Source organism: Massilia yuzhufengensis (assembly GCF_900112225.1).
In the GTDB taxonomy this organism is placed as follows: domain Bacteria; phylum Pseudomonadota; class Gammaproteobacteria; order Burkholderiales; family Burkholderiaceae_D; genus Telluria; species Telluria yuzhufengensis.
The window spans coordinates 28,103-53,291 of record NZ_FOLD01000011.1; the positions used below are offsets into that span (position 1 = coordinate 28,103).

At 65.9% G+C, this 25,189-nt stretch carries 21 protein-coding genes and 1 pseudogene; 17 read left to right on the forward strand and 5 right to left on the reverse strand.

Annotated features, from left to right (window positions below):
* The first annotated feature begins 246 nt into the window (after positions 1-246).
* On the forward strand, positions 247-960 hold the full coding sequence (locus tag BM031_RS11260; protein ID WP_091874668.1) for a pseudouridine synthase: 714 nt from the start codon (positions 247-249) through the stop codon (positions 958-960).
* A 121-nt stretch (positions 961-1,081) separates the two neighbouring features.
* The gene (locus tag BM031_RS11265; RefSeq protein WP_091874669.1) at positions 1,082-2,158 is read left to right on the forward strand and encodes a phospholipase A; all 1,077 of its coding nucleotides are present in this window, start codon (positions 1,082-1,084) and stop codon (positions 2,156-2,158) included.
* 6 nt (positions 2,159-2,164) lie between these two features.
* On the opposite strand, the pseudogene BM031_RS11270 reads toward BM031_RS11265, so the two are convergent.
* Positions 2,165-2,587: pseudogene (locus BM031_RS11270) on the reverse strand (IS1595 family transposase); the annotation flags it as partial.
* Positions 2,588-2,635: 48 nt separating this feature from the next.
* Here BM031_RS11270 and BM031_RS11275 point away from each other — a divergent pair.
* Complete coding sequence (locus tag BM031_RS11275) at positions 2,636-3,622, forward strand: fumarylacetoacetate hydrolase family protein (RefSeq protein ID WP_091874670.1); 987 nt, start codon at positions 2,636-2,638, stop codon at positions 3,620-3,622.
* 6 nt (positions 3,623-3,628) lie between these two features.
* Here BM031_RS11275 and BM031_RS11280 read toward each other — a convergent pair whose 3' ends face one another.
* A complete protein-coding gene (locus tag BM031_RS11280) occupies positions 3,629-4,807 on the reverse strand; it encodes a hypothetical protein (protein WP_229408798.1) in 1,179 nt (392 codons plus the stop codon).
* A 247-nt stretch (positions 4,808-5,054) separates the two neighbouring features.
* Between BM031_RS11280 and BM031_RS11285 the strand changes: the two genes are divergently transcribed.
* The 13 genes from BM031_RS11285 (at position 5,055) to BM031_RS11345 (ending at position 18,787) form a co-directional block, all read left to right on the forward strand.
* Positions 5,055-6,212: an MraY family glycosyltransferase gene (locus BM031_RS11285; protein WP_091874671.1), complete on the forward strand. Its 1,158-nt coding sequence runs from the start codon at positions 5,055-5,057 to the stop codon at positions 6,210-6,212.
* A gap of 239 nt (positions 6,213-6,451) precedes the next feature.
* On the forward strand, positions 6,452-7,513 hold the full coding sequence (gene rfbB, locus BM031_RS11290; protein WP_091874672.1) for a dTDP-glucose 4,6-dehydratase: 1,062 nt from the start codon (positions 6,452-6,454) through the stop codon (positions 7,511-7,513).
* Positions 7,510-8,415, forward strand: coding sequence for a dTDP-4-dehydrorhamnose reductase (rfbD, locus tag BM031_RS11295; RefSeq protein WP_091874673.1), 906 nt, complete (start codon positions 7,510-7,512; stop codon positions 8,413-8,415). Before rfbB ends, rfbD begins: the two co-directional genes overlap by 4 nt.
* An 8-nt stretch (positions 8,416-8,423) precedes the next feature.
* Positions 8,424-9,317, forward strand: coding sequence for a glucose-1-phosphate thymidylyltransferase RfbA (gene rfbA / locus BM031_RS11300; RefSeq protein WP_091874674.1), 894 nt, complete (start codon positions 8,424-8,426; stop codon positions 9,315-9,317).
* The gene (gene rfbC / locus BM031_RS11305) at positions 9,317-9,862 is read left to right on the forward strand and encodes a dTDP-4-dehydrorhamnose 3,5-epimerase (protein ID WP_091874675.1); all 546 of its coding nucleotides are present in this window, start codon (positions 9,317-9,319) and stop codon (positions 9,860-9,862) included. Before rfbA ends, rfbC begins: the two co-directional genes overlap by 1 nt.
* Before the next feature lie 133 nt (positions 9,863-9,995).
* Positions 9,996-11,186, forward strand: a complete 1,191-nt coding sequence (gene flhB, locus BM031_RS11310; RefSeq protein WP_091874676.1) for a flagellar biosynthesis protein FlhB — start codon at positions 9,996-9,998, stop codon at positions 11,184-11,186.
* Positions 11,186-13,306, forward strand: coding sequence for a flagellar biosynthesis protein FlhA (gene flhA, locus BM031_RS11315; protein WP_177207721.1), 2,121 nt, complete (start codon positions 11,186-11,188; stop codon positions 13,304-13,306). The genes flhB and flhA overlap by 1 nt, the downstream gene beginning before the upstream one ends.
* 424 nt (positions 13,307-13,730) lie before the next feature.
* The gene (gene flhF / locus BM031_RS11320) at positions 13,731-15,164 is read left to right on the forward strand and encodes a flagellar biosynthesis GTPase FlhF (protein ID WP_091874678.1); all 1,434 of its coding nucleotides are present in this window, start codon (positions 13,731-13,733) and stop codon (positions 15,162-15,164) included.
* On the forward strand, positions 15,157-15,984 hold the full coding sequence (locus tag BM031_RS11325) for a MinD/ParA family ATP-binding protein (RefSeq protein WP_091874679.1): 828 nt from the start codon (positions 15,157-15,159) through the stop codon (positions 15,982-15,984). The genes flhF and BM031_RS11325 overlap by 8 nt, the downstream gene beginning before the upstream one ends.
* 41 nt (positions 15,985-16,025) lie before the next feature.
* A complete protein-coding gene (locus tag BM031_RS11330; RefSeq protein WP_091874680.1) occupies positions 16,026-16,754 on the forward strand; it encodes an RNA polymerase sigma factor FliA in 729 nt (242 codons plus the stop codon).
* On the forward strand, positions 16,736-17,479 hold the full coding sequence (locus BM031_RS11335) for a flagellar motor protein (protein WP_091874681.1): 744 nt from the start codon (positions 16,736-16,738) through the stop codon (positions 17,477-17,479). Before BM031_RS11330 ends, BM031_RS11335 begins: the two co-directional genes overlap by 19 nt.
* A gap of 16 nt (positions 17,480-17,495) precedes the next feature.
* Positions 17,496-18,254 carry a flagellar motor protein MotD gene (motD, locus tag BM031_RS11340; RefSeq protein WP_091874682.1) on the forward strand — a complete coding sequence of 253 codons (759 nt, stop codon included), beginning with the start codon at positions 17,496-17,498 and terminating at the stop codon, positions 18,252-18,254.
* Between the two features lie 47 nt (positions 18,255-18,301).
* A complete protein-coding gene (locus BM031_RS11345) occupies positions 18,302-18,787 on the forward strand; it encodes a hypothetical protein (protein ID WP_177207722.1) in 486 nt (161 codons plus the stop codon).
* Between the two features lie 49 nt (positions 18,788-18,836).
* Here the strand turns inward: BM031_RS11345 and BM031_RS11350 are convergent, their stop codons facing one another.
* On the reverse strand, positions 18,837-19,967 hold the full coding sequence (locus BM031_RS11350; protein ID WP_091874683.1) for a M35 family metalloendopeptidase: 1,131 nt from the start codon (positions 19,965-19,967) through the stop codon (positions 18,837-18,839).
* Between the two features lie 211 nt (positions 19,968-20,178).
* Complete coding sequence (locus BM031_RS11355; protein ID WP_091874774.1) at positions 20,179-21,225, reverse strand: M35 family metalloendopeptidase; 1,047 nt, start codon at positions 21,223-21,225, stop codon at positions 20,179-20,181.
* A gap of 278 nt (positions 21,226-21,503) precedes the next feature.
* Between BM031_RS11355 and BM031_RS11360 the strand changes: the two genes are divergently transcribed.
* Positions 21,504-24,083, forward strand: coding sequence for an EAL domain-containing protein (locus tag BM031_RS11360; protein ID WP_091874684.1), 2,580 nt, complete (start codon positions 21,504-21,506; stop codon positions 24,081-24,083).
* A gap of 224 nt (positions 24,084-24,307) precedes the next feature.
* On the opposite strand, the gene BM031_RS11365 is transcribed toward BM031_RS11360, so the two are convergent.
* Positions 24,308-25,147, reverse strand: coding sequence for a transposase (locus BM031_RS11365; RefSeq protein WP_091874685.1), 840 nt, complete (start codon positions 25,145-25,147; stop codon positions 24,308-24,310).
* Positions 25,148-25,189 lie beyond the last annotated feature (42 nt).

Sequence of the window (25,189 nt, forward strand, 5' to 3'; positions counted from 1 at the left end):
ACGCGGTCGGGCTATGCAGTTCAGATATCCTCGGGTCGTTAGGCGGATTCCTAACGCGTTGAAGTCTATCAATAGGAAACTTCTGAAGCTTGACGCTCGTCAAATGTACAGATGCATCCGAGCCCGGCGCGAATACTTTACCCTTGGCATGGGGGGCGGTACTACGCGATCCGGGTAGGAATCTTGAAGGGAGCTGTAGGAGGGCAGTATAGGACCCGGCTGACCATTCTGGTAAAGTGGCGCCCCATGAGCAAACTTTCCCTGGACCGCATCCTGCAATCGCAGGGATTCGGTACCCGCAAATACTGCCGCGCACTGATCGAGGACGGCGACGTGTCGGTCAACGGCGCGGTCGAAGACAATTACAAGGCCACCTTCGACACGGGCGACCTGGTGCTGACGGTATTCGACGAAGAGTGGCGCTACCGCGAGCACCTTTATCTCGCGCTGCACAAGCCGGCCAACTTCGAGTGTTCGCGCAAGCCCAGTCACCACCCGGGCGTGCTGACCCTGCTGCCGGAACAGTTCAGCTGGCGCGAGGTGCAGCCGGTCGGCCGGCTCGACCACGACACCACCGGGCTGCTGCTGATGTCGGACGACGGTCCCTTCATCCATGCCCAGTCCTCGCCCAAGCGCCACGTCCCGAAGGTCTACCAGGCCAGCACCGCCGAGCCGGTGACCGAGGCGCTGGTGGCGCAACTGCTGGCGGGCGTGCAGCTGCACGACGAGCCGGCCCCCCTGAAAGCCCTGTCTTGCATGCAGCGCGGCGAGCACCTGCTGGAAATCGTGCTGGAGCAGGGCAAGTACCACCAGGTCAAGCGCATGCTGGCCGCCGCCGGCAACCACTGCAGCGCGCTGCACCGCTCGCAGATCGGCGGCTTGGCGCTCGAGGCGCTCGGTCTGGCCGAAGGCGAATGGTGCTTCCTGGAAAAGGACCAACTGGACTTGCTGGTGCCGTGAATTTTGCCGCACTGCGGCATGCGGTGCGACACTATGTGAGGTTTTCCGCGAAACTCCGTTAGCAATCCGCCATGTCCTACGTTCGGGCATGGCGGCCGTATAGCCGTTTCCAAAGAAGACCATGCACTTAAAAAAGATTCCTGCAGCACTGCTTCCGCTCCTATTCGCCGCTCCCGCCGTCGCCCAACAACTCCCGCAGCAACTTGCCGATTGCGCCCAGGTCACCGGACAGGCCGAGCGCCTTGCCTGCTTCGACCGCCTCGCCGCCGCGCATGGGACCGCCCCAGGCGCGGCCCCGGCCGCCCCGGAAGTGGCCGCCGCCGCGCCGGGCCGGCAGCCCACCGCCTTCCCGACCAGGCCCCAGCCGGATGCGGCCGCGTCGGTGGACCCGGTGGTCGAGGCAGCCGCCGAATACACCATGGATGGCCATTGGGAGCTGGGCGAAAAACATCGCCGCGGCACCTTCGTATTCCGCCCGCATAATCCGAACTACCTGGTGGCGAACCGGTCCTACCGCCCGAACGAAGCCCCGTACCGCGCATTGCGCGCCGAGGATTTCACCGGCAAGCTGTCCCACGCCGAACTGGAATTCCAGCTCGGCTTCAAGATGAAGGCCGTCGAAACCGCCTTCGAACTGCCGGTGGACGTCTGGTTTGGCTATACCCAGAACAGCTTCTGGCAGGCCGGCAACCGCGCCGCCTCGAGTCCTTTCCGCGAGACCAACTACCAGCCGGAGGTGATGGTCGTGACGCCGCTGAACGTCAGCGTGCTTGGCGCCAACCTGAAATTCCTGAACCTGGGTTTCGTGCATCAGTCCAACGGGCAGTCAGCCAGCCTGTCGCGCAGCTGGAACCGCTTCTACGCCCAGGTCGGCCTCGAACGGGGCCCGCTGAGCATGACGGCGCGGGTATGGAAGCGCGTCAACGAGTCGCTCGACGAGGATAACAACCCCGACATCGCCGACTACCTGGGCCATGGCGAGCTGACCGGCACCTACCGCATGGACGGGCATGAGTTTTCGGCACTGCTGCGGCGCAACCTGCACACGAAAAAGGGCGCGACCCAGCTCGGCTGGGCCTTCCCGCTGGCCGGTCCGCTCAAGGGGTACGTGCACTGGTTCTCCGGTTATGGCCAGAGCCTGATCGACTATAACTACTTCCAGCGCAGCATCGGCGCCGGGGTGATGGTCAAGTACTAGGCGCTGTCACCCTTCGCTATGGATGGGTTTGATTGCCAGGCGCAGCAATCCCTCGGCGGACTTGACGCGCCCTCCATCGAGCGCCCTGCGCCAGCCCAGGTAATTCGGCAGGTAGCGGGACGCGACGCCGTGGAAGCGCGCCAGCCAGTCGCGCAGGCGGCGGTGATAGGAATTCACGTTCTGTACATGGATGGCGCCTTCGCTGCTGCGCCGCACCCGCTCGCCGGCGCGCAGGTTGACGTACTGGTGGGCGATGCCGTGGCGCCGGCTGAACGCCCGGTAGGCCGCGTTGGCGTCGGTTACCAGCAGCACCTGGGGATCGAGCATCGGTAACAGGTGCCGTTCGAGCTGGAGCGCGCTCACGGCCCCGCGTCCGGTAACGGCATCGCAGGTCTGGCCGCTGCGGTCGCGTGCAACGAGGATGCAGTCGTTACTAAGCCAGTACAATGGCGGGTTGCCAACAGGAGCCCGCCATTCATGAAACTCGCCACCCTCAAGGACGGTAGCCGCGACGGCCAATTGCTGGTCGTCGCGCGCGACCTGAAGACTGCCCACGTTGCCGACGGGATTGCGCCCACGCTGCAGGCCGCGCTCGACGACTGGGCCTTCATCGCGCCCCAGCTGAACGATCTGTCGCTGCTGCTCAACGAAGGCCGGGCGCGCCGTCCCTTCGACTTCGAGCCGGACAAGTGCATGGCGCCCTTGCCGCGCGCCTACCAGTGGGCCGACGGTTCGGCCTACGTCAACCACGTGGAACTGGTGCGCCGCGCGCGCAAGGCCGAGATGCCGGCCTCGTTCTGGGAAGATCCGCTCATGTACCAGGGCGGCAGCGACGATTTCCTGGGGCCGATGGACGACATCGTGCTGGCGCACGAGGAGTGGGGCATCGATTTCGAAGCCGAGGTGGCGGTCATCACCGGCGACCTGCGGATGGGGACCACGCCGGACCAGGCGCACGGGCAGATCCGGCTGCTGGCGCTGGTTAACGACGTCTCGCTGCGCAACCTGATTCCCGAGGAGCTGGCCAAGGGCTTCGGCTTCCTGCAGTCGAAACCGGCCACCAGTTTCGCACCGGTGGCGGTCACGCCCGACGAGCTGGGCGAGGCCTGGCGCGGCGGCAAGCTGCACCTGCCGCTGCGCTCGCTGTGGAACGGCAAGCTGGTCGGGCAGCCGGACGCCGGCACCGACATGGTGTTCAACTTCCCGCAATTGCTCGCGCACCTGTGCAAGAGCCGCAATGTGCGGGCCGGCAGCATCGTCGGGTCGGGGACGGTGTCGAACAAGGATGCCAGCAAAGGCTACTCGTGCATCGCGGAGAAGCGTTGCCTGGAAATGATAGCGGACGGGGCGGCGACGACGGAATTCATGCGCTTCGGCGACACGATCCGGATCGAGATGCTGGACGAGAAAGGCAAGTCGGTGTTCGGGGCGATTGACCAAACGGTAAAAAAAGCCGAGCGTTGACCAGCGTCATGGTCCCGACCAGAACGTATCCGGGCTTGATCCGCGCAGGTCGACTTCCACCGGCCGGGTAATGCGGCGCAGCACGTCGGCTTCCAGCAGGCGGCCGTCCGGCTCGTGCAGCCGGTACCACAGGAAGGCGACACCCGACAGGCGCAGGTGCTGCCCGGTGAACAGGTTTTCCTTTACGATGCTCATGCCTTCCAGCCGCAGGTCGATGTCGAGCAGCAGGCTGCCGGCGGTGCGCTCGCTATAGCCGAGGTAGCGCGCGGTATTGAATAGCGGGCTCTTTTCGCTGGCTTCGCCGGCCTTGATCGATTCGACGAAGGCGTCGACCACCTTCAGCTGCGCCAGCGCGGCCTGCGCCACGACGGCGAATTCTTTTTTCTGCTCGCCCTTGGCGGCGTCGGCCAGCAGCTGCAATGCGCCGATGCGCTGGGCGTAGGCGGCGCGATGGACCGCGAGGGCGCTGACCCGGCCCAGCAGTTTCTCGTAGCGTGGCCAGTCGAGTTCGCCAAGATAGCCGGCCCCGAGCCCGCTGATGCGGCCCGGGCAGGCCTGTGCCAGGGCGCTGGCGAACAGGCTGCGCGCGCCTTCGCCATAGCCGATGCCGGCTGCGCTGACGTCGCTGCGCAGCAGGGCGGCGATGTCGGCCCCGGCGCGCACGGTGGCGGGCACGACCGTGAGCACCGCCAGCGGGATGGCCGCCGTGCCGGTACCGGGCGGGCGGTGGGTGTCGAGGTAGCGCTGCAGTTCCTTATTGCGTTCGGCCATGTCGCTGGACAGGCGGACGAGGGCGCTGTCGACGGTGCGCGCCGCCACCATGCCCTGGGCCGTGACCGGCTCATACAGGGCGGTGGCGCGGCCCGCCGGCAGGCGCGCGCACAGCGTGGCGGCAAGTTCGCGCGCCAGGTCGAAGGCGCGCACCAGGCCGGCCGCGCCGAACTGGCGCGTATCGACGGCGCCGGCCAGCGGCTTGGACTGGGCTGGCGGCAGGCGCGCCAGCAGTTCGGCGCGCTCGGCCTCGGCCAGGGCCTGGCGCGCCTCGGCTGCCAGCTGGCGCGCGCGCAGCTCGGCCAGTTCCCCCGTGGCCTGCGGCCAGGCCGGCAGCGGCAGCCACAACGCGGCGAGCAGCAGCAGGCCGGAAGGCGACGGGAAGCGCGCCGTGCACGTGCGGGGAAAAACCATCTGGGCGGCTCCTGGATGCTGCGTTTATCCGTCACGAATATTGTCGAGCGAAACATGTAACAAATTGTCGAGAAATGGTAGGAGAAGTATCTGGGAGCTTGCTTGCGACTGCTTAAAATCCCTAGAATCCACATTTGTTCTAGAACAATCAACGACTTGCAGCGCATGGTGGGAAACAGTCTGTAACACCTTGTGTCTTTGGTTAAATGGAAATGCGATAGAATTGACGAGTTAACAAAGTGGTTCTATGAGTATTCTTAATCTGCCCTTCGCCGGCCTCGAGCTTGGCTTCGCCGTTACGCTGGCCTGTTCGCTGCTGCTCGTCCTGACGACCCGCTGGCACGGCCGCTATTCGCTCGACGCGACGCACGGCGTGCAAAAGTTCCACATCACCCCGACGCCGCGCGTCGGCGGCGCCGCCATCATGCTCGGCCTCTGGCTGTCGCTGGGCGTGCTCACGCCGGAACAGCAGGACCTGCTGCTGCCGGTGCTGGTGGCTGCCATGCCGGCCTTCGTGTTCGGGCTGGCCGAAGACCTCACCCGCAATGTCTCGGTGCGGGCGCGCCTGCTCGCCACCATGGCCAGCGGCGTCTGCTGCTGGGGCCTGACCGGCGTCACCCTGCTGCGCATCGGCGTCGAGCCGCTCGACATGCTGCTGTCGTGGCTGCCGGTGTCGGTGCTGTTTACCGCCTTCGCGGTCGGCGGCGTGGCCAACGCGGTCAATATCATCGACGGCTTCAATGGCCTGGCCAGCGGTACCGTGCTCATTGGCATGGCGGCGCTTGGCGTGCTGGCCCAGGATGCCGGCGACGCCACCCTGGCCCAGCTGTGCTTCACGGTGTGCGCCGTCACCGCCGGCTTCTTTGTCGTCAATTTCCCGTTCGGCAAGCTGTTCCTCGGCGACGGCGGGGCCTACCTGCTCGGCTTCCTGCTGGCCTGGCTGTCCGTGATGCTGGTCTACCGCAACCCGGGCGTCTCGCCCTGGGCGCCGCTGCTGGCCTGCGCCTACCCGATCTTCGAGACCGTGTTTACCATCGTGCGCCGCCTGTGGTGCCGCCGCCATCCGGGCCACCCGGACAGCTGGCACCTGCACAGCCTGGTCAAGACCGCGGTCGCGGCGCGCTACTTCCGCGCATTGCCGGCGCCGCTGCGCAACGCCTGCGTGTCGCCGTTCTCGTGGGCAGTGGCGCTGGTGCCGGCCATGATGGCGGTGCGCTTTGCCAATGTGCCCGAAGCCCTGCTGCAGGGCGTGCTGGCCAGCTTCCTGCTGTACCTGTCGGTGTATGCCTTCGTCGTCTCGGCCTGGTGGGCGCGCCGGCGCCGCATGCAGCGTCCGCTGCAGGTGCCGCTGGCCGATATCTCGCTCGAACCGGGCAACTCGTCCTTCATCGGACGCGGCCTGTAAGTCTCCAGCCGCCGCCGCTCCTGCATTGACAGGGCGCGCAACTGCTTTCAAAATGATGCCTGCTTGCTAACTGTGGTGCAGGCACGACATTTCCTCATCCGTCTCCCCGCCAGGTACCCGCGCGATTGGATTGCCAAACAGACAGTATCGCTGTTATTCAATTACAATTCTTGAGTTGAAGAAAGCGTCCCTGGGTGTGGCATGCCCGACTACCATTGAACTGAACAGGAATTGCAGGAATGACTATCCTCGTGACCGGCGGGGCCGGCTTTATCGGCTCGAATTTCGTGATCGACTGGCTCGCGCACCATGACGAAGCGGTCGTCAACCTCGACTTGCTGACCTACGCCGGCAACGTCGACAACCTGGCCAGCCTCGAGGGCGACGCCCGCCACCACTTCGTGCGCGGCGACATCGGCGACAGCGCCCTGGTGGCGCGCCTGCTGGCCGAGCACGGGGTGAGGGCAGTACTCAATTTCGCAGCTGAAAGCCACGTCGACCGCTCGATCGAGGGCCCGGGCGCCTTCATCCAGACCAATATCGTCGGCACCTTCAACCTGCTCGAAGCGGTGCGCGGGTATTGGTCCGGGCTGGACGACGAGGCCAGGGCGGCCTTCCGCTTCCTGCACGTGTCGACCGATGAAGTGTATGGCTCGCTGTCGAGCGACGCACCCGCCTTCGACGAGCAGCACCGCTATGAACCGAACAGCCCGTACTCGGCCAGCAAGGCGGCCTCGGACCACCTGGTGCGCGCCTACCACCATACCTATGGCCTGCCGGTCCTGACCACCAACTGCTCGAACAACTACGGGCCGTATCATTTCCCGGAAAAACTGATCCCGCTGGTGATCCACAATGCGCTGGCCGGCAAGCCGCTGCCGATCTACGGCGACGGCCAGCAGATCCGCGACTGGCTCTACGTCACCGACCACTGCAGCGCGATCCGCCGCGTGCTGGCCGCGGGCAAGCTGGGAGAAACCTACAACGTCGGCGGCTGCAACGAAAAAGCCAACATCGACGTCGTGCGGACCCTGTGCGCCATCCTGGACGAGCTGCGCCCGCGCGCCGACGGTGCGTCCTATGCGACCCAGATGAGCTTCGTGAAAGACCGTCCCGGCCACGACCGCCGCTACGCGATCGACGCCGGCAAGCTCGAGCGCGAGCTGGGCTGGCGTCCGGCCGAAACCTTCGAGACCGGCATCCGCAAGACTGTCGCTTGGTACCTGGACAACCAGCAATGGGTGCACAACATCACCAGCGGACATTACCGCGAATGGGTCGAACGGCAATACGCGCAATGAAGATCCTGTTGCTCGGCAAGGACGGACAGGTCGGCTGGGAGCTGCAGCGCGCGCTCGCCCCGCTCGGGCAATTGTGCGCCGTCGGCCGCAGCGAGGCCGACTTCAGCCAGCCCGAATCGCTGCGCGCCCTGGTGCGCAGCGTGCGTCCCGATATCATCGTCAATGCCGCCGCCTACACCGCCGTGGACAAGGCCGAGGCCGACGAAACCACCGCCCATAGCGTCAATGCGCTGGCGCCCGGGGTGCTGGCCGACGAGGCGCAGGCGCTCGGCGCCTGGCTGGTCCATTACTCGACCGATTACGTGTTCGACGGCAGCAAGGCCGGGGCCTGGGTCGAGACCGACGCGACCCATCCCTTGTCGGTCTACGGCCGCACCAAGCTCGAAGGCGAGGAAAGGATCCGCGCCAGCGGCGTGCGCCACCTGATCCTGCGCACCAGCTGGGTCTTCGCACCACGCGGCGGCAACTTCGCGAAAACCATGCTGCGCCTGGCAAAAGAACGCGATGAGCTCAAGGTCGTGGCCGACCAGTATGGCGCCCCGACCGGCGCCGAACTGCTGGCCGACGCCACCGCGCTGGCGCTGCACCGCATCGCCGGGTCGACCGAGGGCGCGGCGCACCTGTCCGGCACCTACCACCTGGCCGCCGCGGGCGAGACCACCTGGCACGCCTACGCCAGGCATGTGCTGGAACAGGCCCAGGCCCATGGCGCGGTGTTGCGCGCCGGGCCCGGCCAGGTGCTCCCGATCGCCGCCAGCGCCTTCCTGGTCCCGGCGGCGCGCCCGGCCAATTCGCGCCTCGACAGCAGCAAATTCTGCGCAAGTTTCGGCCTGCAGATGCCGGACTGGCGCCACCATGTCAACCGCTTGATCGCCGAACTGGCGGCGCAAGGAAACCTGTGAGTGATCCCATGACTGAAGCCAAGCAACGTAAAGGTATTATCCTGGCCGGCGGCAGCGGCACCCGCCTGCACCCGGCCACGCTCGCGATTTCCAAGCAGCTGCTGCCGGTATTCGACAAGCCGATGATTTATTACCCGCTGAGCACGCTGATGCTGGGCGGGATCCGCGACATCCTCATCATCTCCACCCCGCAGGACACGCCGCGCTTCCAGCAACTGCTGGGCGACGGCGCGCGCTGGGGCCTGAACCTGTCGTACGCGGTCCAGGCGTCGCCGGACGGGCTGGCGCAGGCCTTCCTGATCGGCGAGGAATTCCTTGGCGATTCGCCGTCGGCACTGGTGCTGGGCGACAACCTGTTCTATGGCCACGACTTCAACACCCTGCTCGAGCGCGCCGACGCCCGCCGCGATTGCGCCAGCGTGTTCGCCTATCACGTGCAGGACCCGGAGCGCTACGGCGTGGTCGAGTTCGACGCCAAGGGCAAGGCCGTCAGCCTGGAAGAAAAGCCCGCCGTGCCGCGTTCCAACTATGCGGTGACCGGCCTGTACTTCTACGACGAGAACGTGGCCGCTATCGCCCGTACGCTCAAGCCGTCCGCGCGCGGCGAGCTCGAGATCACGGACCTGAACCGCATCTACATGGAAATGGGCAAGCTCGACGTCGAGATCATGGGCCGTGGCTACGCCTGGCTCGACACCGGCACCCACGAGTCCCTGCTCGACGCCAGCCAGTTCATCGCGACCATCGAGCGCCGCCAGGGCCTGAAGGTAGCTTGCCCTGAGGAAATTGCTTACCGCAAGGGCTGGATCGACGGCGACCGGCTCGAGGCGCTGGCCGCGCCCCTGCGCAAGAACGGCTACGGCCAGTACCTGATGCGGGTCCTGAGCGAAACGGTGTTCTGATGCAGATTACCCGCCTGTCCATTCCCGACGTCCTGCGCATCGAACCGCGCGTGTTTGGCGACGAACGCGGCTTCTTCTACGAAAGCTTCCACCAGGCCCGCTTCGAGGAAGCGCTGGGCCGCAAGGTCGCCTTCGTGCAGGACAACCATTCGAAATCGGCCCACAACGTGCTGCGCGGCCTGCATTACCAGCTGCGCCAGCCGCAGGGCAAGCTGGTACGCGTGGTCAGCGGCAGCGTGTTCGACGTGGCGGTCGACCTGCGCCGCGCCTCGCCCACCTTCGGCCAGTGGGTGGGCGAAGTCCTGAGCGCGGAGAACAAGCGGCAGATGTGGGTGCCGGAAGGCTTCGCCCACGGCTTCCTGGTGCTGTCGGAGACGGCGGAGTTCGTCTACAAGACCACCGACTACTACGCGCCCGAGCACGAGCGCTGCATCGCCTGGAACGATCCCGCACTGGCCATCGCCTGGCCGGGGCAGGCGGCGCCGGTGGTGTCGGCCAAGGACGACAAAGGCCTGCCATTTGCGCAGGCCGAGATGTTCGACTGATATCGCATCCGATACTGCTGAGTCGTTTCCACGCAAATCCGCGTAAATAAGGGGTGTTCCGCAGCCTGTTTCGCTTCTAGCCGTACGGCAACACCTGCGATAATCCTGTCTTTCAAGCGAACAGGAGCGGTGGATGTCGGAAGACAGCGACGCAGAAAAGACCGAACCCGCGTCACCCAGGAGGCTTGAAAAAGCCCGGGAGGACGGCGACGTTCCACGTTCGCGCGAACTGGCTACCTTCACCGTCCTGATGACCGCCGGCGCCGGCCTGTGGATGACCGGCGGCACCCTTGCCGGCAAGCTCGGCCAGGCCCTGCATTCCGGCCTGTCGCTCAGCCGCGACCAGGCCTACAACCCCGACGTCCTGATCGAACGCATCACCACCGACCTGGTGGCGGTCCTGCTGGCCTGCCTGCCGCTGGCCGGCCTCATCATGCTGGTCGCGCTGGCCTCGCCGATCCTGATCGGCGGCTGGCTGTTTTCGTCCAAGGCCTTCATGCCCAACTTCATGAAGCTGAACCCGATCAAGGGTATCGGCAACATGTTCTCCGCCAATGCCCTGATCGAGCTGCTCAAGGCCATCGCCAAGACCCTGGTGGTGGGCATCGTGGCCTGGGTGGTCATCATGGGCCAGAAGGAAGCCATGCTCGGGCTGGCGCTCGAGCCGCTCAACGCCGGCAGCGCCCACGTGGGCGAGCTGATGGCCAAGGCCTTCCTGTTCATCGTCGGCGCGCTGGGCGTGATCGCGGCCATCGACGGCCCCTACCAGTTGTGGCATTACAACGACAAGCTCAAGATGACGCGCCAGGAAATGATCCAGGAATCCAAGGAATCGGACGGCAATCCGCAGATGAAGGGCAGGATTCGCCAGATGCAGCGCGAAATGGCGCGCGGCCGCATGATGCAGAATGTCCCTACTGCGGACGTGATCGTCACCAACCCGACCCACTATGCGGTGGCATTGAAGTACAGCGACGGCCAGAAGGGCGCGCCGCGCGTGGTGGCCAAGGGTATCGACGAGGTGGCGGCCAAGATCCGCGAACTCGGCGCCGAGCACAAGGTGACGCTGCTCGAGGCCCCGGCCTTGGCGCGTGCGCTCTACAAGCACACCGACATCGACGAAGAGATCCCGGAAAAGCTGTTCTCGGCGGTGGCCGAAGTCCTGGCCTATGTCTACCAGCTGCGCGCCTACAAGAAGGGCGACGGCGACTATCCGGACCGTCCGGCCAAGCTGGCCGTTCCGCCCGAGATGGACCCGAACGATCCGGCCTACAAGGGGCCGGGCAGCGCCGCACCCGATAACAGCAACGGAGCATTGCACTAATGAACAGCATCAAGTTACCGGCATGGACCAACGGGCTGGCGGCGCGCGGCGCCAGCGCGCTCGCCGCTCCGGTCTTCATCATCGTCCTGCTGGCGATGATGATCCTTCCGTTGCCGGCCTTCGTGCTGGATGTGTTCTTCAGCTTTAACATCGCCCTCTCGGTCATCGTGCTGCTGACCGCGCTGTACACGGTCAAGCCGCTCGATTTCATGGCCTTTCCGTCGATCCTGCTGATCTCGACCATGCTGCGCCTGGCGCTCAACGTGGCCTCGACCCGTATTGTCCTGACCGAGGGCCATACCGGCGGCGCCGCCGCGGGCAAGGTGGTCGAAGCCTTTGGCCACTTCCTGATCGGCGGTAATTTCACTGTCGGTATCGTGGTCTTCATCATCCTGACCATCATCAACTTCTCGGTCGTCACCAAGGGTGCGGGCCGTATCGCCGAAGTTGGCGCGCGCTTCGCGCTGGACGCAATGCCGGGCAAGCAGATGGCGATCGACGCCGACCTCAACGCTGGCCTGATCGGCGAAGCAGACGCCCGCAAGCGTCGCAGCGAAGTCTCGCAAGAGGCCGAGTTCTACGGCGCCATGGACGGCGCCTCCAAGTACGTCAAGGGCGACGCCGTGGCCGGCATCATGATCACCCTGATCAACGTCATTGGCGGCCTGATTGTCGGCGTGGTGCAGCACGACCTGGCGATCGGCCAGGCGGCCGAGACCTATACGCTGCTGGCGATCGGCGACGGCCTGGTGGCACAGATTCCGTCGCTGATCATCTCGATCGCGGCCGGTATGGTGGTCTCGCGCGTGGCCAACGAAGACGACATCAGCAGCCAGGTGACCAACCAGCTGTTTGCCCGTCCGGAAGTCCTGTACATCACCGGCGGCATCATTTTCGCGCTGGGCCTGATCCCCGGCATGCCCAACCTGGTGTTCCTGTTGCTGGGCAGCGCCTTGTGCGGCGGGGGCTACATGATCGCCAAGCGCGCCAAGGACAAGCCGCAACAGGAAGCGGCGGCGGCGGCCGAAGCGGCGGCAGGCGGCGCCCCGGGCGGCGCGGGCGCCCCGGCCGAAACCGAAGAAGCGACCTGGCAGGACGTCATGGCGGTCGACACCCTCGGCCTGGAAGTGGGCTACCGCCTGATCCCGCTGGTGGACAAGAACCAGGGCGGCGAGCTGCTCAAGCGCATCAAGGGCATCCGCAAGAAATTCGCCCAGGAAGTCGGCTTCCTGGCCCCGCCGGTGCACATCCGCGACAACCTCGAACTCAAGCCCTCGGCCTACCGCATCACCCTCAAGGGCGTGGAAGTGGGCACCGGCGAAGCGATGAACGGCCAGTTCCTGGCGATCAACCCGGGCATGGCGAGCGGCACGCTGCCGGGCCAGGCGACGGTCGATCCGGCCTTCGGCCTGCCGGCCACCTGGATCGACGCCGGCCTGCGCGACGAAGCGCAAAGCATGGGCTACACCGTGGTCGACGCGGGCACCGTGGTGGCGACCCACCTGAACCACCTGATCACGACCCACGCCTCGGAACTGCTGGGCCGCATGGAAATCCAGGACCTGCTGGACCACCTGGGCAAGGCCAGCCCGAAGCTGGTGGAAGACCTGGTGCCGAAGGTCGTATCGCTGTCGACCCTGCAGAAAGTGCTGCAGAACCTGCTGCAGGAAGGCGTCCACATCCGCGACATGCGCACCATCATCGAGTCGCTGTCGGAATACGCCACCCAGACCCAGGACCCGGGCGAGCTGACCGCCATGGTGCGGGTGTCGCTCGGCCGCGCCATCGTGCAGCAGCTGTTCCCGGGCATGAACGAATTGTCCGTGATGACCCTCGACAACCGCCTCGAGCGCCTGCTGATGCAAGCCATGGGCGCGGGCGGCGACGGCACCGGCATCGAACCAGGCCTGGCCGACACCATCGCCCAGCAGGCGGCCAACGCCGCCCAGCAGCAGGAACAACTGGGCCTGAGTCCGGTCCTGCTGGTCCCGGCCCCGCTGCGCGTGCTGTTGTCCCGCTTCCTGCGCCGCGCAGTGCCCCAGCTGAAGGTGCTGTCGCATAACGAGATTCCGGAGACCAAGACGATTCGGGTGACCAGTCTGGTGGGGATCCCGGCGTAAGGGGAGGGTGTCGGTTCGCCATCCGCTCACTGATTTTGTTTACCTGACCTCAAGACCGTCGTACCGGCGCAGGCGTGAACAATGCCGCTGGCATTATTCACCCCGATTTTTGCGAACAGTTGCCGGCGCCGGCTTCGGAGGGGAAATTAGGCCCCGGCCTGCGCCGGGGCGACGTTGTTTGAGGGTAGATCATTATAAATTGAGCGACGTTGGTAAGGTTCGTCGCCATCGTCGATAAGCTGCGTACCGCTTGGTCGCCTGGCGATGCCAACCGTGGTAAGCCCCCGCCGTTTGAAATAGACCCCTTTCCCCCGCTTTCTCCCCCGATGGTTTCTCCACGGCATCGCCCACAATGCTGCTTATGGACGGGCGCTTGCGCTCGCGGCGACGTAGAACACACCAGTTGAAGTGCGGAGAAAAAAAGATGAACGTAAAGAAATTTACAGCGGCTACTTCCCGTGACGCCTTGCGCAAGGTGCGCGAGGCGCTCGGCCCTGACGCGGTCATCCTGTCCAACCGCCCGGTGGACGGCGTGGTGGAGATCCTGGCGCTGGATAACGACGACGTCGCTTCGCTGGCGGCGCCAAGCACCCAGGCCGAACCGCAGCCGCGCTTCGCCAGCTTCGACGACGATTTCGACCCGGAACCGGTCTTCACCCGCGCGCCGGCGCCCCGCCAGCCGGCTCCGCGCGCCGCCGCCCCGCAACTGGACGCCTTCGCCGGCCAAGCCTATGTGGAACGCCGCGCCGCCCCGGCCCCGGTCGAAGTGGAAGTGCCGCCGACCTACGAAAACCGCCGCGCCCCGGCCGCGGCCCCCGCCATCGACATGGCCGCCATGAGCTCGATGATGAGCGCTGCCATTGCCCAGGCCAAGGAATCGGCCGCTTCCGAGATGAGCGGCATGATGAGCGAGATCCGCGCCATGCGTGGCCTGATGGAAACCCAGCTGGCCGAGCTGTCCTGGAACGCCACCGCCCAGCGCGAGCCGCAAAAAGCCGCCGTGCTGCGCGAGATGCTGGCCGCCGGTTTCTCGGCCACGCTGGCGCGCTACCTGATCGACAAGATGCCGGTCACCAAGGACGCGGCCGAAGCGCTGCGCTGGATCAAGACCGTCCTTGCCCGTAACCTCACCACCATCGCCAACGAGGACGACCTGCTCTCGCGCGGCGGTGTGTTCGCCCTGGTCGGCCCGACCGGCGTCGGCAAGACCACCACCACCGCCAAGCTGGCGGCGCGCTGCGTGATGCGCCACGGCCCGGACAAGCTGGCCCTGATCACCACCGACGCCTATCGTATCGGCGGCCACGAGCAGCTGCGCATCTACGGCAAGATCCTGGGTGTGATGGTGCACTCGGTGAAGGACGAGGCCGATCTGCGCATCGCGCTGAAGGAACTCAAGAACAAGCACACCGTGCTGATCGACACCATCGGCATGTCGCAGCGCGACCAGATGGTGACGGAGCAGGTGGCCATGCTGAGCGAATCGGGCGCCGACGTAAAGCGCCTGCTGTGCCTGAACGCGACCTCGACCAACGAGACCCTGAACGAAGTGGTGCGCGCCTACCAGGGCAGTGGCCTGGCCGGCTGCATCATGACCAAGCTGGACGAAGCCGCCTCGATCGGCAACGTGCTCGACGTCGTCATTCGCCAGAAACTGAACCTGCACTACATCTCGAACGGCCAGCGCGTGCCGGAAGACCTGCACCTGGCCGACCGCGGCATGCTGCTCGACCGCGCCTTCCGCAACAACCGCGCCGCCTCGGCCCAGTTCGGCGACGCCGACCTGCCGCTGATGATGGCCGCCGCCGGCCGCATGGACGGCCATGAACATGCGCTGCGCGAGGTGTCCCTTGGCTAGTTTCGATTTCGACCAGGCCGAAGGCCTGCGCCGGATGCTGCAGGGCCCGCGCCCGCGCATCGTCACCTTCCTGTCCGCCACCCCTGAAGACGACAAGGGCGCGATGCTGGTCAACCTGGGCGCCTCGCTGGCCCAGCTCGGCAACGACGTGCTGATCGTGGACGCCTGCGAACGCGACTACGGCGTCTCGCGCCGCCTGGGCCTGGGCCGCGCCGCGACCCTGGCCGACGTGGCCCACCAGGATTGCGCGCTGAACCAGGTGCTGCATGCGGTGCCGCAGGGCTTTTCGGTGGCGAGCCTGGGCGTGCCCCAGCGCGGCGAAGGCGGCGCCGATGCGCGCCGCCTGGCCAAGATCTTCGACGTGCTGGCCAAGCAGGCCGGCATCGTGATGGTCGACGCCGAGCTGGGCCCGGACGGCGAACTGCCGCTGCCCTTGATGTCCAGTTCGGAGATCGTGGTGCAGGTCGGGACCTCGGCCGCATCGATCACCAATGCCTACGCGCTGATCAAGCGCCTGTCGCAGCAACTGGGGCGCCGTCCTTTCGGCATCCTTGTTACCGGCGCGACAGAGGCGGAGGCCAAGGTTGTATACGATAATATGTCAACTGCAGCAACACGCTACCTCGCCGTCACGCTGAACTCGATGGGCTCGGTACCGGCCGACGAGTACCTGCACCGTGCCGCGCGCCTGGGGCGGGCGGTGGTCGATGCCTTCCCGCTGGCGGGGGCTTCGGTCGCCTTCCGGCGCCTGGCGGGCAAGTTCGCGCTGCACGCGATGCCCGGGCTGGGCAGGGGAGGCAGCGCGCAGGCCGGGTTGTAACGGGTTATGGAATAAAAGAAGACAAAGGTAACAGAGCGCGCATGTACACGGCCAAAGGCAAATCGGACAAGGACCATCTACTGACGGAGCATATGCCGTTGGTAAAGCGTCTTGCCCACCACATGAAGGCCAAGCTCCCGCCTTCGGTGGAAGTCGATGACCTGATCCAGGCCGGCATGATGGGCCTGCTGGACGCGATCAACCGCTACGAAGACAACCACGGCGCCCAGTTCGAGACCTATGCCGTGCTGCGCATCCGCGGCGCCATGCTCGACGAGCTGCGCAACAGCGACTGGATGCCGCGCAGCACGCGCCAGAACATGCGCAAGGTCGAGGCCGCCATGGAAGCGCTGAACCAGCGCCTCGGCCGCCCGGCCAGCGAATCCGAAATCGCCCAGTCGCTCAAGATGTCGCTGGCCGACTACCAGGACATGCTGGGCGACGGCGGCGGCCACCAGCTGCTGTACTACGAAGACTTTCACGACGACGACGGCGACGGCAGCTTCCTCGACCGCTATGCGGTGGACGACAGCGATCCGCTGCGCAGCCTGATGGAAACGGGCTTTCGCCAGGCCGTCATCGACGCCATCGACAACTTGCCGCCGCGCGAGAAGCTGTTGATGGGCCTGTACTACGAGGAAGAACTCAACCTCAAGGAAATCGGCGCGGTCATGGGCGTGAGCGAATCGCGCGTGTCGCAGCTGCACACCCAGGCCGTGTCGCGCCTGCGCGCTACCCTCAAGGAGCAATTGTGGACTGGGCAAGCGTAGCCGGACTGGTGCTCGCGATCGCGGGCGTATTGGTGGGCCACACGCTCGACGGTGGCAAATTCGCGTCGCTGATCCAGCCGGCGGCCTTCGCCATCGTGGTGATCGGCACTGCCGGCGCCACGCTGCTGCAAAGCGAGGCGCGCACCTTCCTGGGCGGCGTGCGCATGCTGCGCTGGGTGTTCTTCCCGCCGAAATCCGGGCGCGACAAGCTCTCGCGCGAAATCGCGCTGTGGAGCCTGAGCGCGCGCCGCGACGGCCTGCTGTCGCTGGAGCAGTACATGGCCACGCCCGATAAATTCGTGCAGAAGGGCTTGCGCCTGGTGGTGGACGGCATCCAGCCCGACAAGCTGCGCAGCCTGCTCGAGAGCGAAATCTCCTCCTACGAATTCTCGCAGCGCCAGGCCGCCCGCATCTGGGAGTCGGCCGCCGGCTATGCGCCGACCATCGGCATCCTGGGCGCGGTGCTGGGCCTGATCCATGTGATGGAAAACCTGTCGGATCCGTCGCGCCTGGGTTCCGGCATCGCGGTGGCTTTCGTCTCCACCGTGTATGGCGTGGGGCTGGCCAACCTGTTCTTCTACCCGGTCGGCAACAAGCTCAAGGCCATCGTCGCCGACAAGGTGACCCAGTACGAGATCCTCGCCGAAGTCTTCCACGACCTGGCCACCGGCGACCATACCCGCGTGGTCGACGAGCGCGTGGCCAGCCTGCTGCAGCGCCACTGACCGGGGCCCGACCAGCATGGCGCGCAAACGCTACGACGACGCCTCGGGCGCCCAGGAAAACCACGAGCGCTGGCTGATTTCCTACGCCGATTTCATCACCCTGCTGTTCGCCTTCTTCGTCGTCATGTACGCGATCTCGATCGTCAACGAAGGCAAGTACGCGGTACTGTCCGAAGCGCTGGGCGACGCCTTCGGCGGGCGCAGCCTGGCGCCCCAGGCCGCCACCACGGTGGAACCAGTGCTGCCGCTGTCGCACATCGTCAACCGCAAGCGGCTCGAGGCCGCGAAACGCGAGCGCGAGCGCATGCAGGTGCTGGCCAAGGACTTGTCGGCCACCCTGCTGCCGCTGGTGAAGTCGGGACAGGTGCGGGTGACCCAGAATGCGCGCGGCATCAGCATCGAGATCAATGCCAGCGCCCTGTTCGACCAGGGCGAGGCCGAGCTGCAGCGCGACGCGCGCGAGCTGCTGGGCGAGGTGGCCGGGCTGCTCAGGAACGATCCGCACCGGATCGAGGTCGAAGGACATACCGACCAGCTGCCCATCGCGACGGCGCGCTACGCGTCGAACTGGGAACTGTCGGCGGTGCGCGCAGCCAGCGTGGTGCGCCTGTTCATCGAAGCGGGCGTGCTCGACGCGCGCTTGTCGGCCATCGGCTACGGCTCCACGCGGCCGGTGGCGCCCAACGATACGCCGGTCAACCAGGCCCGCAACCGGCGCGTGGCGGTGATGATCCTGGCCTCGACGCCGGAACCGCTGCCTGTGGCTGTGCAATAAAATTTCATCCCGGCGTTTCTGATGAAAGAATATTTCAAGGAGCACCCATGCATGCCGTTCGATTCCTGCCCGCCGTCCTGTTCGCTGCCGGGGGCCTGGTGAGCGCCGCCACCGCAGACCAGGCCGCCACCGTCCGCCACCAGCTCGAGGTCGAGACCACCGGCAACAAGGTGCGCGTGCGCCTGATGGTGGAAAACCGCGGCGATGCGACGATCTGGGTCCCGCGCGAGCTCGCCGCCGGCGAGGACATCACCGGCCGCCGCTTCGAGGTGCTGGACGCCAGCGGCAAGCCGGTCGACTACACCGGCATGATGGTCAAGCGCGGCGCCTTCACGGCCGCCGACTTCCACCCGGTGGCGCCGCACACCACGCACATGAACACCCTCGACATCACGCCCTCCTATGCCTTCAGGAAGGGCAAGCACGGCTACCAGATCCGCTACGACGGCCCGTGGCTGGCCGATGTAAAGCAGCTCGACGCCGTCAGCCATAGCCCGGCGGCCCCGGTGCGCTTCAGCTTTACCGGCCCTTGATACGAACAACGCCCGCGGATGCGGGCGTCGGATTGCCTGGGCGCGGGACCTAGTTCAGCGCCGGGGTGTTCTCGGCAAAATACTCGTGCGAGTCAGCATTGTCGACCGCCTGCGCCGGGTTGCTGATCGCCAGGCTGGCCGCGCCCGACTGGCCATACACGTGGTCGTCGGTACCGGCCACCACATTGAAGTGGCTCATCTCGTGCACCAGGGTGCCGCCCTTGGAATCGGTGCCGGTCATGGGCGCCGTCCAGAAGGCCTTGCAGACGTAGATCTTGTACGGCTGGGTCGGGTACACGTAGGCGTAGTAGCTCTGCTTGCAGCCGCAATCCACGGTCACCGGCTTGTTCGCGAACGCATCCTTGATGGCGGCGAAGTGCGATTTCACCGTCGCCACGCGGGTCGCGTTGTTGGCGCCGAACCACTTGGTGTAGCGGGCGCCGATCGCGCCGTTCTGCATATAGGTGTCGCTGTTGCCGGCCATGGTCGAGCCGGCCGCCATGGCCGAGGCGATCGTGGCCTGCTGCGAGGTGGTGCACTTGCTGTAGCTCAGGCTGGCCGCTGCCGGCTGCGCCGCGGCTGCCTTCATTGCTTCGATATCGAGCATGGCCTGCGACTTCTGGCCGCGCGCCACGCGGCCGTCGATCCACACCGTGGCCGGGGCCGACACCAGCGAGGCACTGTCGGCACTGGCCGAATCGAGGTCGGCGGCGGCTGCCGCGCCGACCCGGCCGCTGCCGGGGGCCGGCGCCAGGAACAGCTGCGGCGAGGCCTGCCTGAAGCTGATCTGGTAGTCGCCGCTCACGCTCATGTCGTACAGCGCCGACAGCTCGACCTTCACGCTGTGCGAAGCGCCCGGCTTGAGCACGAAGTAATCGGCCGCGGTTGGTGCGGCGCGCTTGATGTGGGCGCCGAGGTAGGGCACGGCCTGGCCGTCGCGGCGCACCTCGAACAGCGCTTCTTCCACGCCGTCGAACGGGGTGCGCGACTTGAGGATGTAGTGCGGCGCACTCGAGGTATTGGTGATGGTGACGCGCACCACCACGTCGTCGTCCTGGCCCAGCGCGCTCTTCTCGGGAACCACGGTGACCGCCACGCCTTTTGGCGCGGCGGCCACGTTGCATGCTGCCGCGAGCGCAGCGATGCCCAATGCCGACTTCACGATGCCGTTCAAGCTCATCTTCGTTCTCCGTATGAAAAATAGTTATGTGGCCTTGCCTCGGCCTTATCGAGTTACCCGGACGACATGAGTTAACCCAAAACCATATTTACGGAAACATGAGTTTGTGTAAAGTTGAATTGAACCGAACGTGACAATTTTTGTGGAGTGTCAACAAATTGCCAAACGGCTCAATCGTGCCCTGGCAGTTTGTATACGCAAGTGCTAGCAATTATTGCTGGGCCGGCGTGTTCTCGCCAAAATACTCGTGCGAATCGGCGTTGTTGATGGCCCGCGCCGGGTCGGTCCGGGCCAGCTCGGCCGCGCCTTGCTGGCCGTATACATGGTCGTCGGTGGCGGCCACGATGTCGAAGTGGCTCAGCTCATGCAGCAAGGTGCCGCCGCGCGAGTCGGTGCCCGTCAGCGGCGCGGTCCAGAAGGCATTGCACACGTAGATCGTGTACGGCTGGGCTGGGTAGACGTAGGCGAAATACGAGGCGGTGCAGCCGCAGTCGATCTTGATGGGCTTGGTTTCGAAGGCGTCGCGGATCGCCGTGAAGTGCGTGTTCACGGTGGCCGCGCGGCCCACGTCCGAGGCGCCGAACCAGCTGCCGTAGCGGGCGCCATAACTGCCGCCGGCGGCCGCCGCCGCCAGGTAGCCGTGGGCGTCGACCGTCATGGCCTTGCCGGCATTCACGGCCGCCGCCAGCTGTTCCTGCTGCGCGTTGGAGCACTTGCTGAAGTCCAGGCTGGCGCCCTCGACGGCCTGCTTGGCCGGCGCGCGGGCGCCGCGCGGCAGGCGGCCGTCGATCCAGATGCTGGCCGGGTTCGAGGCCAGCGTGCCCGCGACCGGGCGCATGCCCGGGCTGGCGTACAGGCTTGGGGAGCCGCTGCGGTAGCGCAGGGTGTAGGGGCCGGTGACGTTCATCTCGTACAGTGCCGACAGCTCGACCGTGCTGCTGGCCGCGGCGCCCGGCTCGAGCCGCAGGTAGTCGCCCGGGCCGGGCGCCGGGCGCTTGGCCTTGATGCCGAGGTAGCGTACCGGCTGGCCGTCGCGCAGCACCTCGAAGATGGGCGCCTCGACCCCGTCCAGGGGCGTGTGCCACTTGAGCAGGAACTGCGGCGCCGCACTATTGTTCTGCAGGGTCACGCGCACCAGCACCTCGTCGCTGCGCGCAAACTTCTCGCGCACGGGGGCGATCGTCACGCTCACGTCCTGCGCCAGCGCGCTCAAGGCTGGCAGGCTCAGCAGCAGGGATAAGGACAGGTGGCGGGGCATGGCGGTCTCCTCGGGGTTGATGTTCACCCTACTGTGCGGCCTGCTTCCAGCCTCCACTTTGACCCATCCCAAGTATCTATTTACCCTCGGCAACAAAACCACACTGGGAGTATGGCCGATTAACAACATCTGTGATAATTAGTGAATATTTACTCGATTCCCGATAAGTCGATTGCTATCATGCAATGACTTTATCCAAGCGTAAATATCGTCCTTTTCGCAGGTCTCCCCATGAACACCCAGTACCGAACCCGCTCCGGATGCGCGGGAGGCCAGTCATGAGCGGCTTTCACGACCATATCGACGACCTCGCCCGCGAGATCGGGCTCGACCGCGATGAAGTGGCGGGGCGCAAGGCCTTCCTGGAACTGGGCGAGGCCGACATCGCCGCGCTGCAAGACGTGCACGCGCTGCTCGAATGCCACCGCGACGCCTTCTCGGACCGCTTCTACGCGCACCTGGCGTCCTTCCCGCGCCTGCGCGCGCTGCTGGGCGAGGGCGCCGAGGCGCGCCTGCGCCATGTGCAGGCTTCCTACTTCAGCAGCCTGACGACCGGCGAATACGGCGAGGCCTACATCCGCGAGCGCCTGATGGTGGGCGCGACCCACCAGCGCATCGGGCTCGACCCGAAATGGTATATCGGCGCCTACCGCAAATACCTGTCCGAGCTGACCGCCATGCTGTGGGACCGCCTGCAGCACCAGCCCGGACGCTACCACGCCGCGGTCGACGCGCTGCTCAAGATCGTCTGCTTCGACATGGGGCTGGCGCTGGACACCTATACCCACGCCAGCCAGCGCAGCAGCCTGCAGAACCAGAACTACCTGGAACAGGTCATCGACGGCATGCCGGCCGGCCTGGTGGTGGTCGACGCCGAACTGCGCGCCTGCTCGGTGAACCCGATGATGGCCGGCCTGCTCGGCCTGCCCGACGACGCGCTGGCCGAGCGAGCGCTGGCGCTGGCCGAGCTGATCCCTTGCCCGGAACTGGCGGCCGCCGCCAAGGCGACCCTGCGCACCGGCGCCCCGCACGACAACGTGCTGGTCACGCTCGACGCCCGCGCGGACGGGCTGCGCTATATCGACTTCAATATCCGCCGCACCCGCAAGGACGGCGGCCACATGCTGCTGCTGATCGGCCAGGACATTACCTTCCGCCGCAAGGCCCGCCTGCGCCTGCAGGAGAGCGAACAGTTCTTCCGCCTCACCTTCAACCAGGCCGCGGTCGGCATCGTGCTGCTGGCCGGCGACGGGCGGGTGCTGCGCACCAACAGCAAGATGTCGCAGATCCTCGGCTATACCGAGATCGAGCTGCTGCAGCGCTTTTTCCAGCAGCTGACCTGCCAGGAAGACCTGCCCGACGAGCTGGCGCTGATCGAGCGCCTCAAGGCCGGCGAGATCAACGACTACCACCGCGAAAAGCGCCTGCTGCGGCGCGACGGCACCCGGGTCTGGGTCAGCGTCAACGTCTCGGCGATGCGCGACGCCAACGGCAACCAGCGCTTCATCTGCGTGATCAAGGACATCCAGCGCCAGAAGCAGGCCGAGGAAGCCCTGCTGCGCATGGCCAACCACGACGCCCTGACCGGCTTGCCGAACCGGGTCCTGATGCAGGACCGGCTCGGCCAGGCCATCATGCACGCGCACCGCGCGCAGCGCCAGGTGGCGGTGATGTTCATCGACCTCGACCGCTTCAAGCATGTGAATGACAGCCTCGGCCACGACGCCGGCGACCAGCTGATCGTCGAGATCGCACGCCGCCTGTCGAGCAGCCTGCGCGAGAGCGACACCGTGGCGCGCCAGGGCGGCGACGAATTCGTGGTGGTGCTGCCCGACCTGGCCGGCCAGGAAGACGCGACCAAGGTGGCGCGCAAGCTGCTCGGCAACCTGTTCCAGCCGGTGACCCTGTGCGGCCAGGACGTGTTCCCGTCCGGCAGCATCGGCATCGCCATGTACCCAAAGGATGGCCAGGACAGCGCGACCCTGCTCAAGTGCGCCGACAGCGCGATGTACGGCTCCAAAGGGCAGGGCGGCAACCACCATTCGTTCTACACGGCCGAGATGGGCGCCCAGGCGGTCGAGCACCTGCGCATGGAAGGCGCTCTGCAGCGCGCCCTGCAGCGCCAGGAATTCCTGCTGTACTACCAGCCGGTGGTCGACATCGGCAGCGGCGTCGTGTCCGGGGTCGAGGCCCTGCTGCGCTGGCAGCCGCAGGACCGGCCGATGGTCTCGCCCGCCGACTTCATCCCGCTCGCCGAGGAAACCGGCCTGATCGTGCCGATCGGCGACTGGGTGCTGGAAACGGCGATGCGCCAGCAGGTGGCCTGGCGTGAAGCGGGCCTGAGTCCGGTGCGCATCAGCGTCAACCTGTCGGCGCGCCAGTTCCTCGGCCAGGACGTGGCGCAGCGCGTCGCCGCCCTGCTTGCCGGCACCGGCTGCGACCCCGCTTTCCTGACCCTGGAAATCACCGAAAGCGTGCTGATGGAAAACCCGGCGGCCGCCACCGAGACCATGGGCCGCTTGGCCGCGATGGGCGTGCAACTGGCGATCGACGACTTCGGCACCGGTTATTCCAGCCTGGCCAGCCTCAAGCGCTTCCCGATCCACAGCCTGAAGATCGACCGCTCCTTCGTGATGGACCTGACCCGCGACGCCGACGACGCCGCCATCGTCAACGCCGTGATTGCGCTGGCGCATTCGATGAAGCTCAACGTGATCGCCGAAGGCGTCGAAACCGACGAACAGCTGGCCTTCCTGCAGCGCCACGGCTGCGACCAGATGCAGGGCTACTGCTTCAGCCGGCCGGTGGAGCCGGGCCGGATCGAAGCTATGCTGCAGCCCGCAAAAAACTTCCACTAATCACCATCAACTTCGGGGTCAGGTCTGACATTTGGACACGAGCTCTGCTGTGCGTGCGGGATCCCGGCAAGCTTGATTTGCCAATCCGGGCCCTGCCGGGAATTGTGTGCGGTTTGCGGAAAGATACGGTCGAGGCCGTGTCCAATTGTCAGACCTGACCCCGAAGTTTGCCGTTGATATTGCCGGTGCCGGTGCCGGCTTGTGCGTTGCCGGCGCGCTGCTTCCTAGGATGGCGTGAAGTGCGCCACAGCCCGGCTCACCGTCTTGTTCGATACGCCAAAGCTGCGGGCGATCTGCGACATGGTGAACGCGGTGGAATGATAGGCCCGCGCCATCGCTTCGTTGCGGTCGGCGTACCGGGCCGCATACTCGGCGAGGGGGAGGGCGATTGCGCGGCGCTCGGTCCTGGCGGCCTCGGTGAAATCTTCTGATCGCTGCGCGTACTGGTGCGTCGCCACGAAATCGTCATCGCCGAGCAGGATCTGGTGCCGGGTCGCCGCGAGCGGGCTGGTTTTGCCGATCCCGGCAGAGACGAACGCCTGGTAGCCGGCGACCGCGTCCGCGCGGCTATCGCCGAACCGGCGCAGGAGCCAGTCCCGCTCGAGCCAGCCCGGCGGGTGGTCGTCGCTGACAAAATAACGGTGGCTGCTCCAATGCCAATCGTCCAGCGAGGCAACGATGCGCGCGCGTAGTGGATTCAAGACTACATAACGCGCCAGTTCTAGGAGATAGCTTTCTTTCTGCACCAGGATGGCTTTGTAGCGCCCCTGGAACAGGTGCCCGACCAGGCTGTGCTGCCGATTGACGTATTGGCTATACAGGCCGTTCAGTTGGCGCATGCCTTGCGAGAGATTTCCCTCGATCGTTTCGATCAGCACATGGTAATGATTCGTCATCTGGCAAAAACTGTGGACGACGAAGTTGTGCCGTTTGCACACCAGCGCAAGTACGGCCAGCCAGACCTGGCGGTCGGTATCGTGCCGATAGATTGGGGTGCGCCGGTTGCCACGCGAGGTCACGTGGTAAAGGGCGCCAGGAAATTCCAGTCGAAGTGGCCGCGTCATGCCGCTCACGGTAGCGGATCAGCGCGTTCTCGCCCTGAGCTC

What these genes read in the sequence shown, in the direction of transcription:
- BM031_RS11260 (WP_091874668.1), top strand. Translation starts at nt 247, where the DNA reads ATGAGCAAACTTTCCCTGGACCGCATCCTGCAATCGCAGGGATTCGGT.
- BM031_RS11265 (WP_091874669.1), top strand. Translation starts at nt 1,082, where the DNA reads ATGCACTTAAAAAAGATTCCTGCAGCACTGCTTCCGCTCCTATTCGCC.
- BM031_RS11275 (WP_091874670.1), top strand. Translation starts at nt 2,636, where the DNA reads ATGAAACTCGCCACCCTCAAGGACGGTAGCCGCGACGGCCAATTGCTG.
- BM031_RS11280 (WP_229408798.1), bottom strand. Translation starts at nt 4,807, where the DNA reads ATGGTTTTTCCCCGCACGTGCACGGCGCGCTTCCCGTCGCCTTCCGGC.
- BM031_RS11285 (WP_091874671.1), top strand. Translation starts at nt 5,055, where the DNA reads ATGAGTATTCTTAATCTGCCCTTCGCCGGCCTCGAGCTTGGCTTCGCC.
- rfbB (WP_091874672.1), top strand. Translation starts at nt 6,452, where the DNA reads ATGACTATCCTCGTGACCGGCGGGGCCGGCTTTATCGGCTCGAATTTC.
- rfbD (WP_091874673.1), top strand. Translation starts at nt 7,510, where the DNA reads ATGAAGATCCTGTTGCTCGGCAAGGACGGACAGGTCGGCTGGGAGCTG.
- rfbA (WP_091874674.1), top strand. Translation starts at nt 8,424, where the DNA reads ATGACTGAAGCCAAGCAACGTAAAGGTATTATCCTGGCCGGCGGCAGC.
- rfbC (WP_091874675.1), top strand. Translation starts at nt 9,317, where the DNA reads ATGCAGATTACCCGCCTGTCCATTCCCGACGTCCTGCGCATCGAACCG.
- flhB (WP_091874676.1), top strand. Translation starts at nt 9,996, where the DNA reads ATGTCGGAAGACAGCGACGCAGAAAAGACCGAACCCGCGTCACCCAGG.
- flhA (WP_177207721.1), top strand. Translation starts at nt 11,186, where the DNA reads ATGAACAGCATCAAGTTACCGGCATGGACCAACGGGCTGGCGGCGCGC.
- flhF (WP_091874678.1), top strand. Translation starts at nt 13,731, where the DNA reads ATGAACGTAAAGAAATTTACAGCGGCTACTTCCCGTGACGCCTTGCGC.
- BM031_RS11330 (WP_091874680.1), top strand. Translation starts at nt 16,026, where the DNA reads ATGTACACGGCCAAAGGCAAATCGGACAAGGACCATCTACTGACGGAG.
- motD (WP_091874682.1), top strand. Translation starts at nt 17,496, where the DNA reads ATGGCGCGCAAACGCTACGACGACGCCTCGGGCGCCCAGGAAAACCAC.
- BM031_RS11345 (WP_177207722.1), top strand. Translation starts at nt 18,302, where the DNA reads ATGCATGCCGTTCGATTCCTGCCCGCCGTCCTGTTCGCTGCCGGGGGC.
- BM031_RS11350 (WP_091874683.1), bottom strand. Translation starts at nt 19,967, where the DNA reads ATGAGCTTGAACGGCATCGTGAAGTCGGCATTGGGCATCGCTGCGCTC.
- BM031_RS11355 (WP_091874774.1), bottom strand. Translation starts at nt 21,225, where the DNA reads ATGCCCCGCCACCTGTCCTTATCCCTGCTGCTGAGCCTGCCAGCCTTG.
- BM031_RS11360 (WP_091874684.1), top strand. Translation starts at nt 21,504, where the DNA reads ATGAGCGGCTTTCACGACCATATCGACGACCTCGCCCGCGAGATCGGG.
- BM031_RS11365 (WP_091874685.1), bottom strand. Translation starts at nt 25,147, where the DNA reads ATGACGCGGCCACTTCGACTGGAATTTCCTGGCGCCCTTTACCACGTG.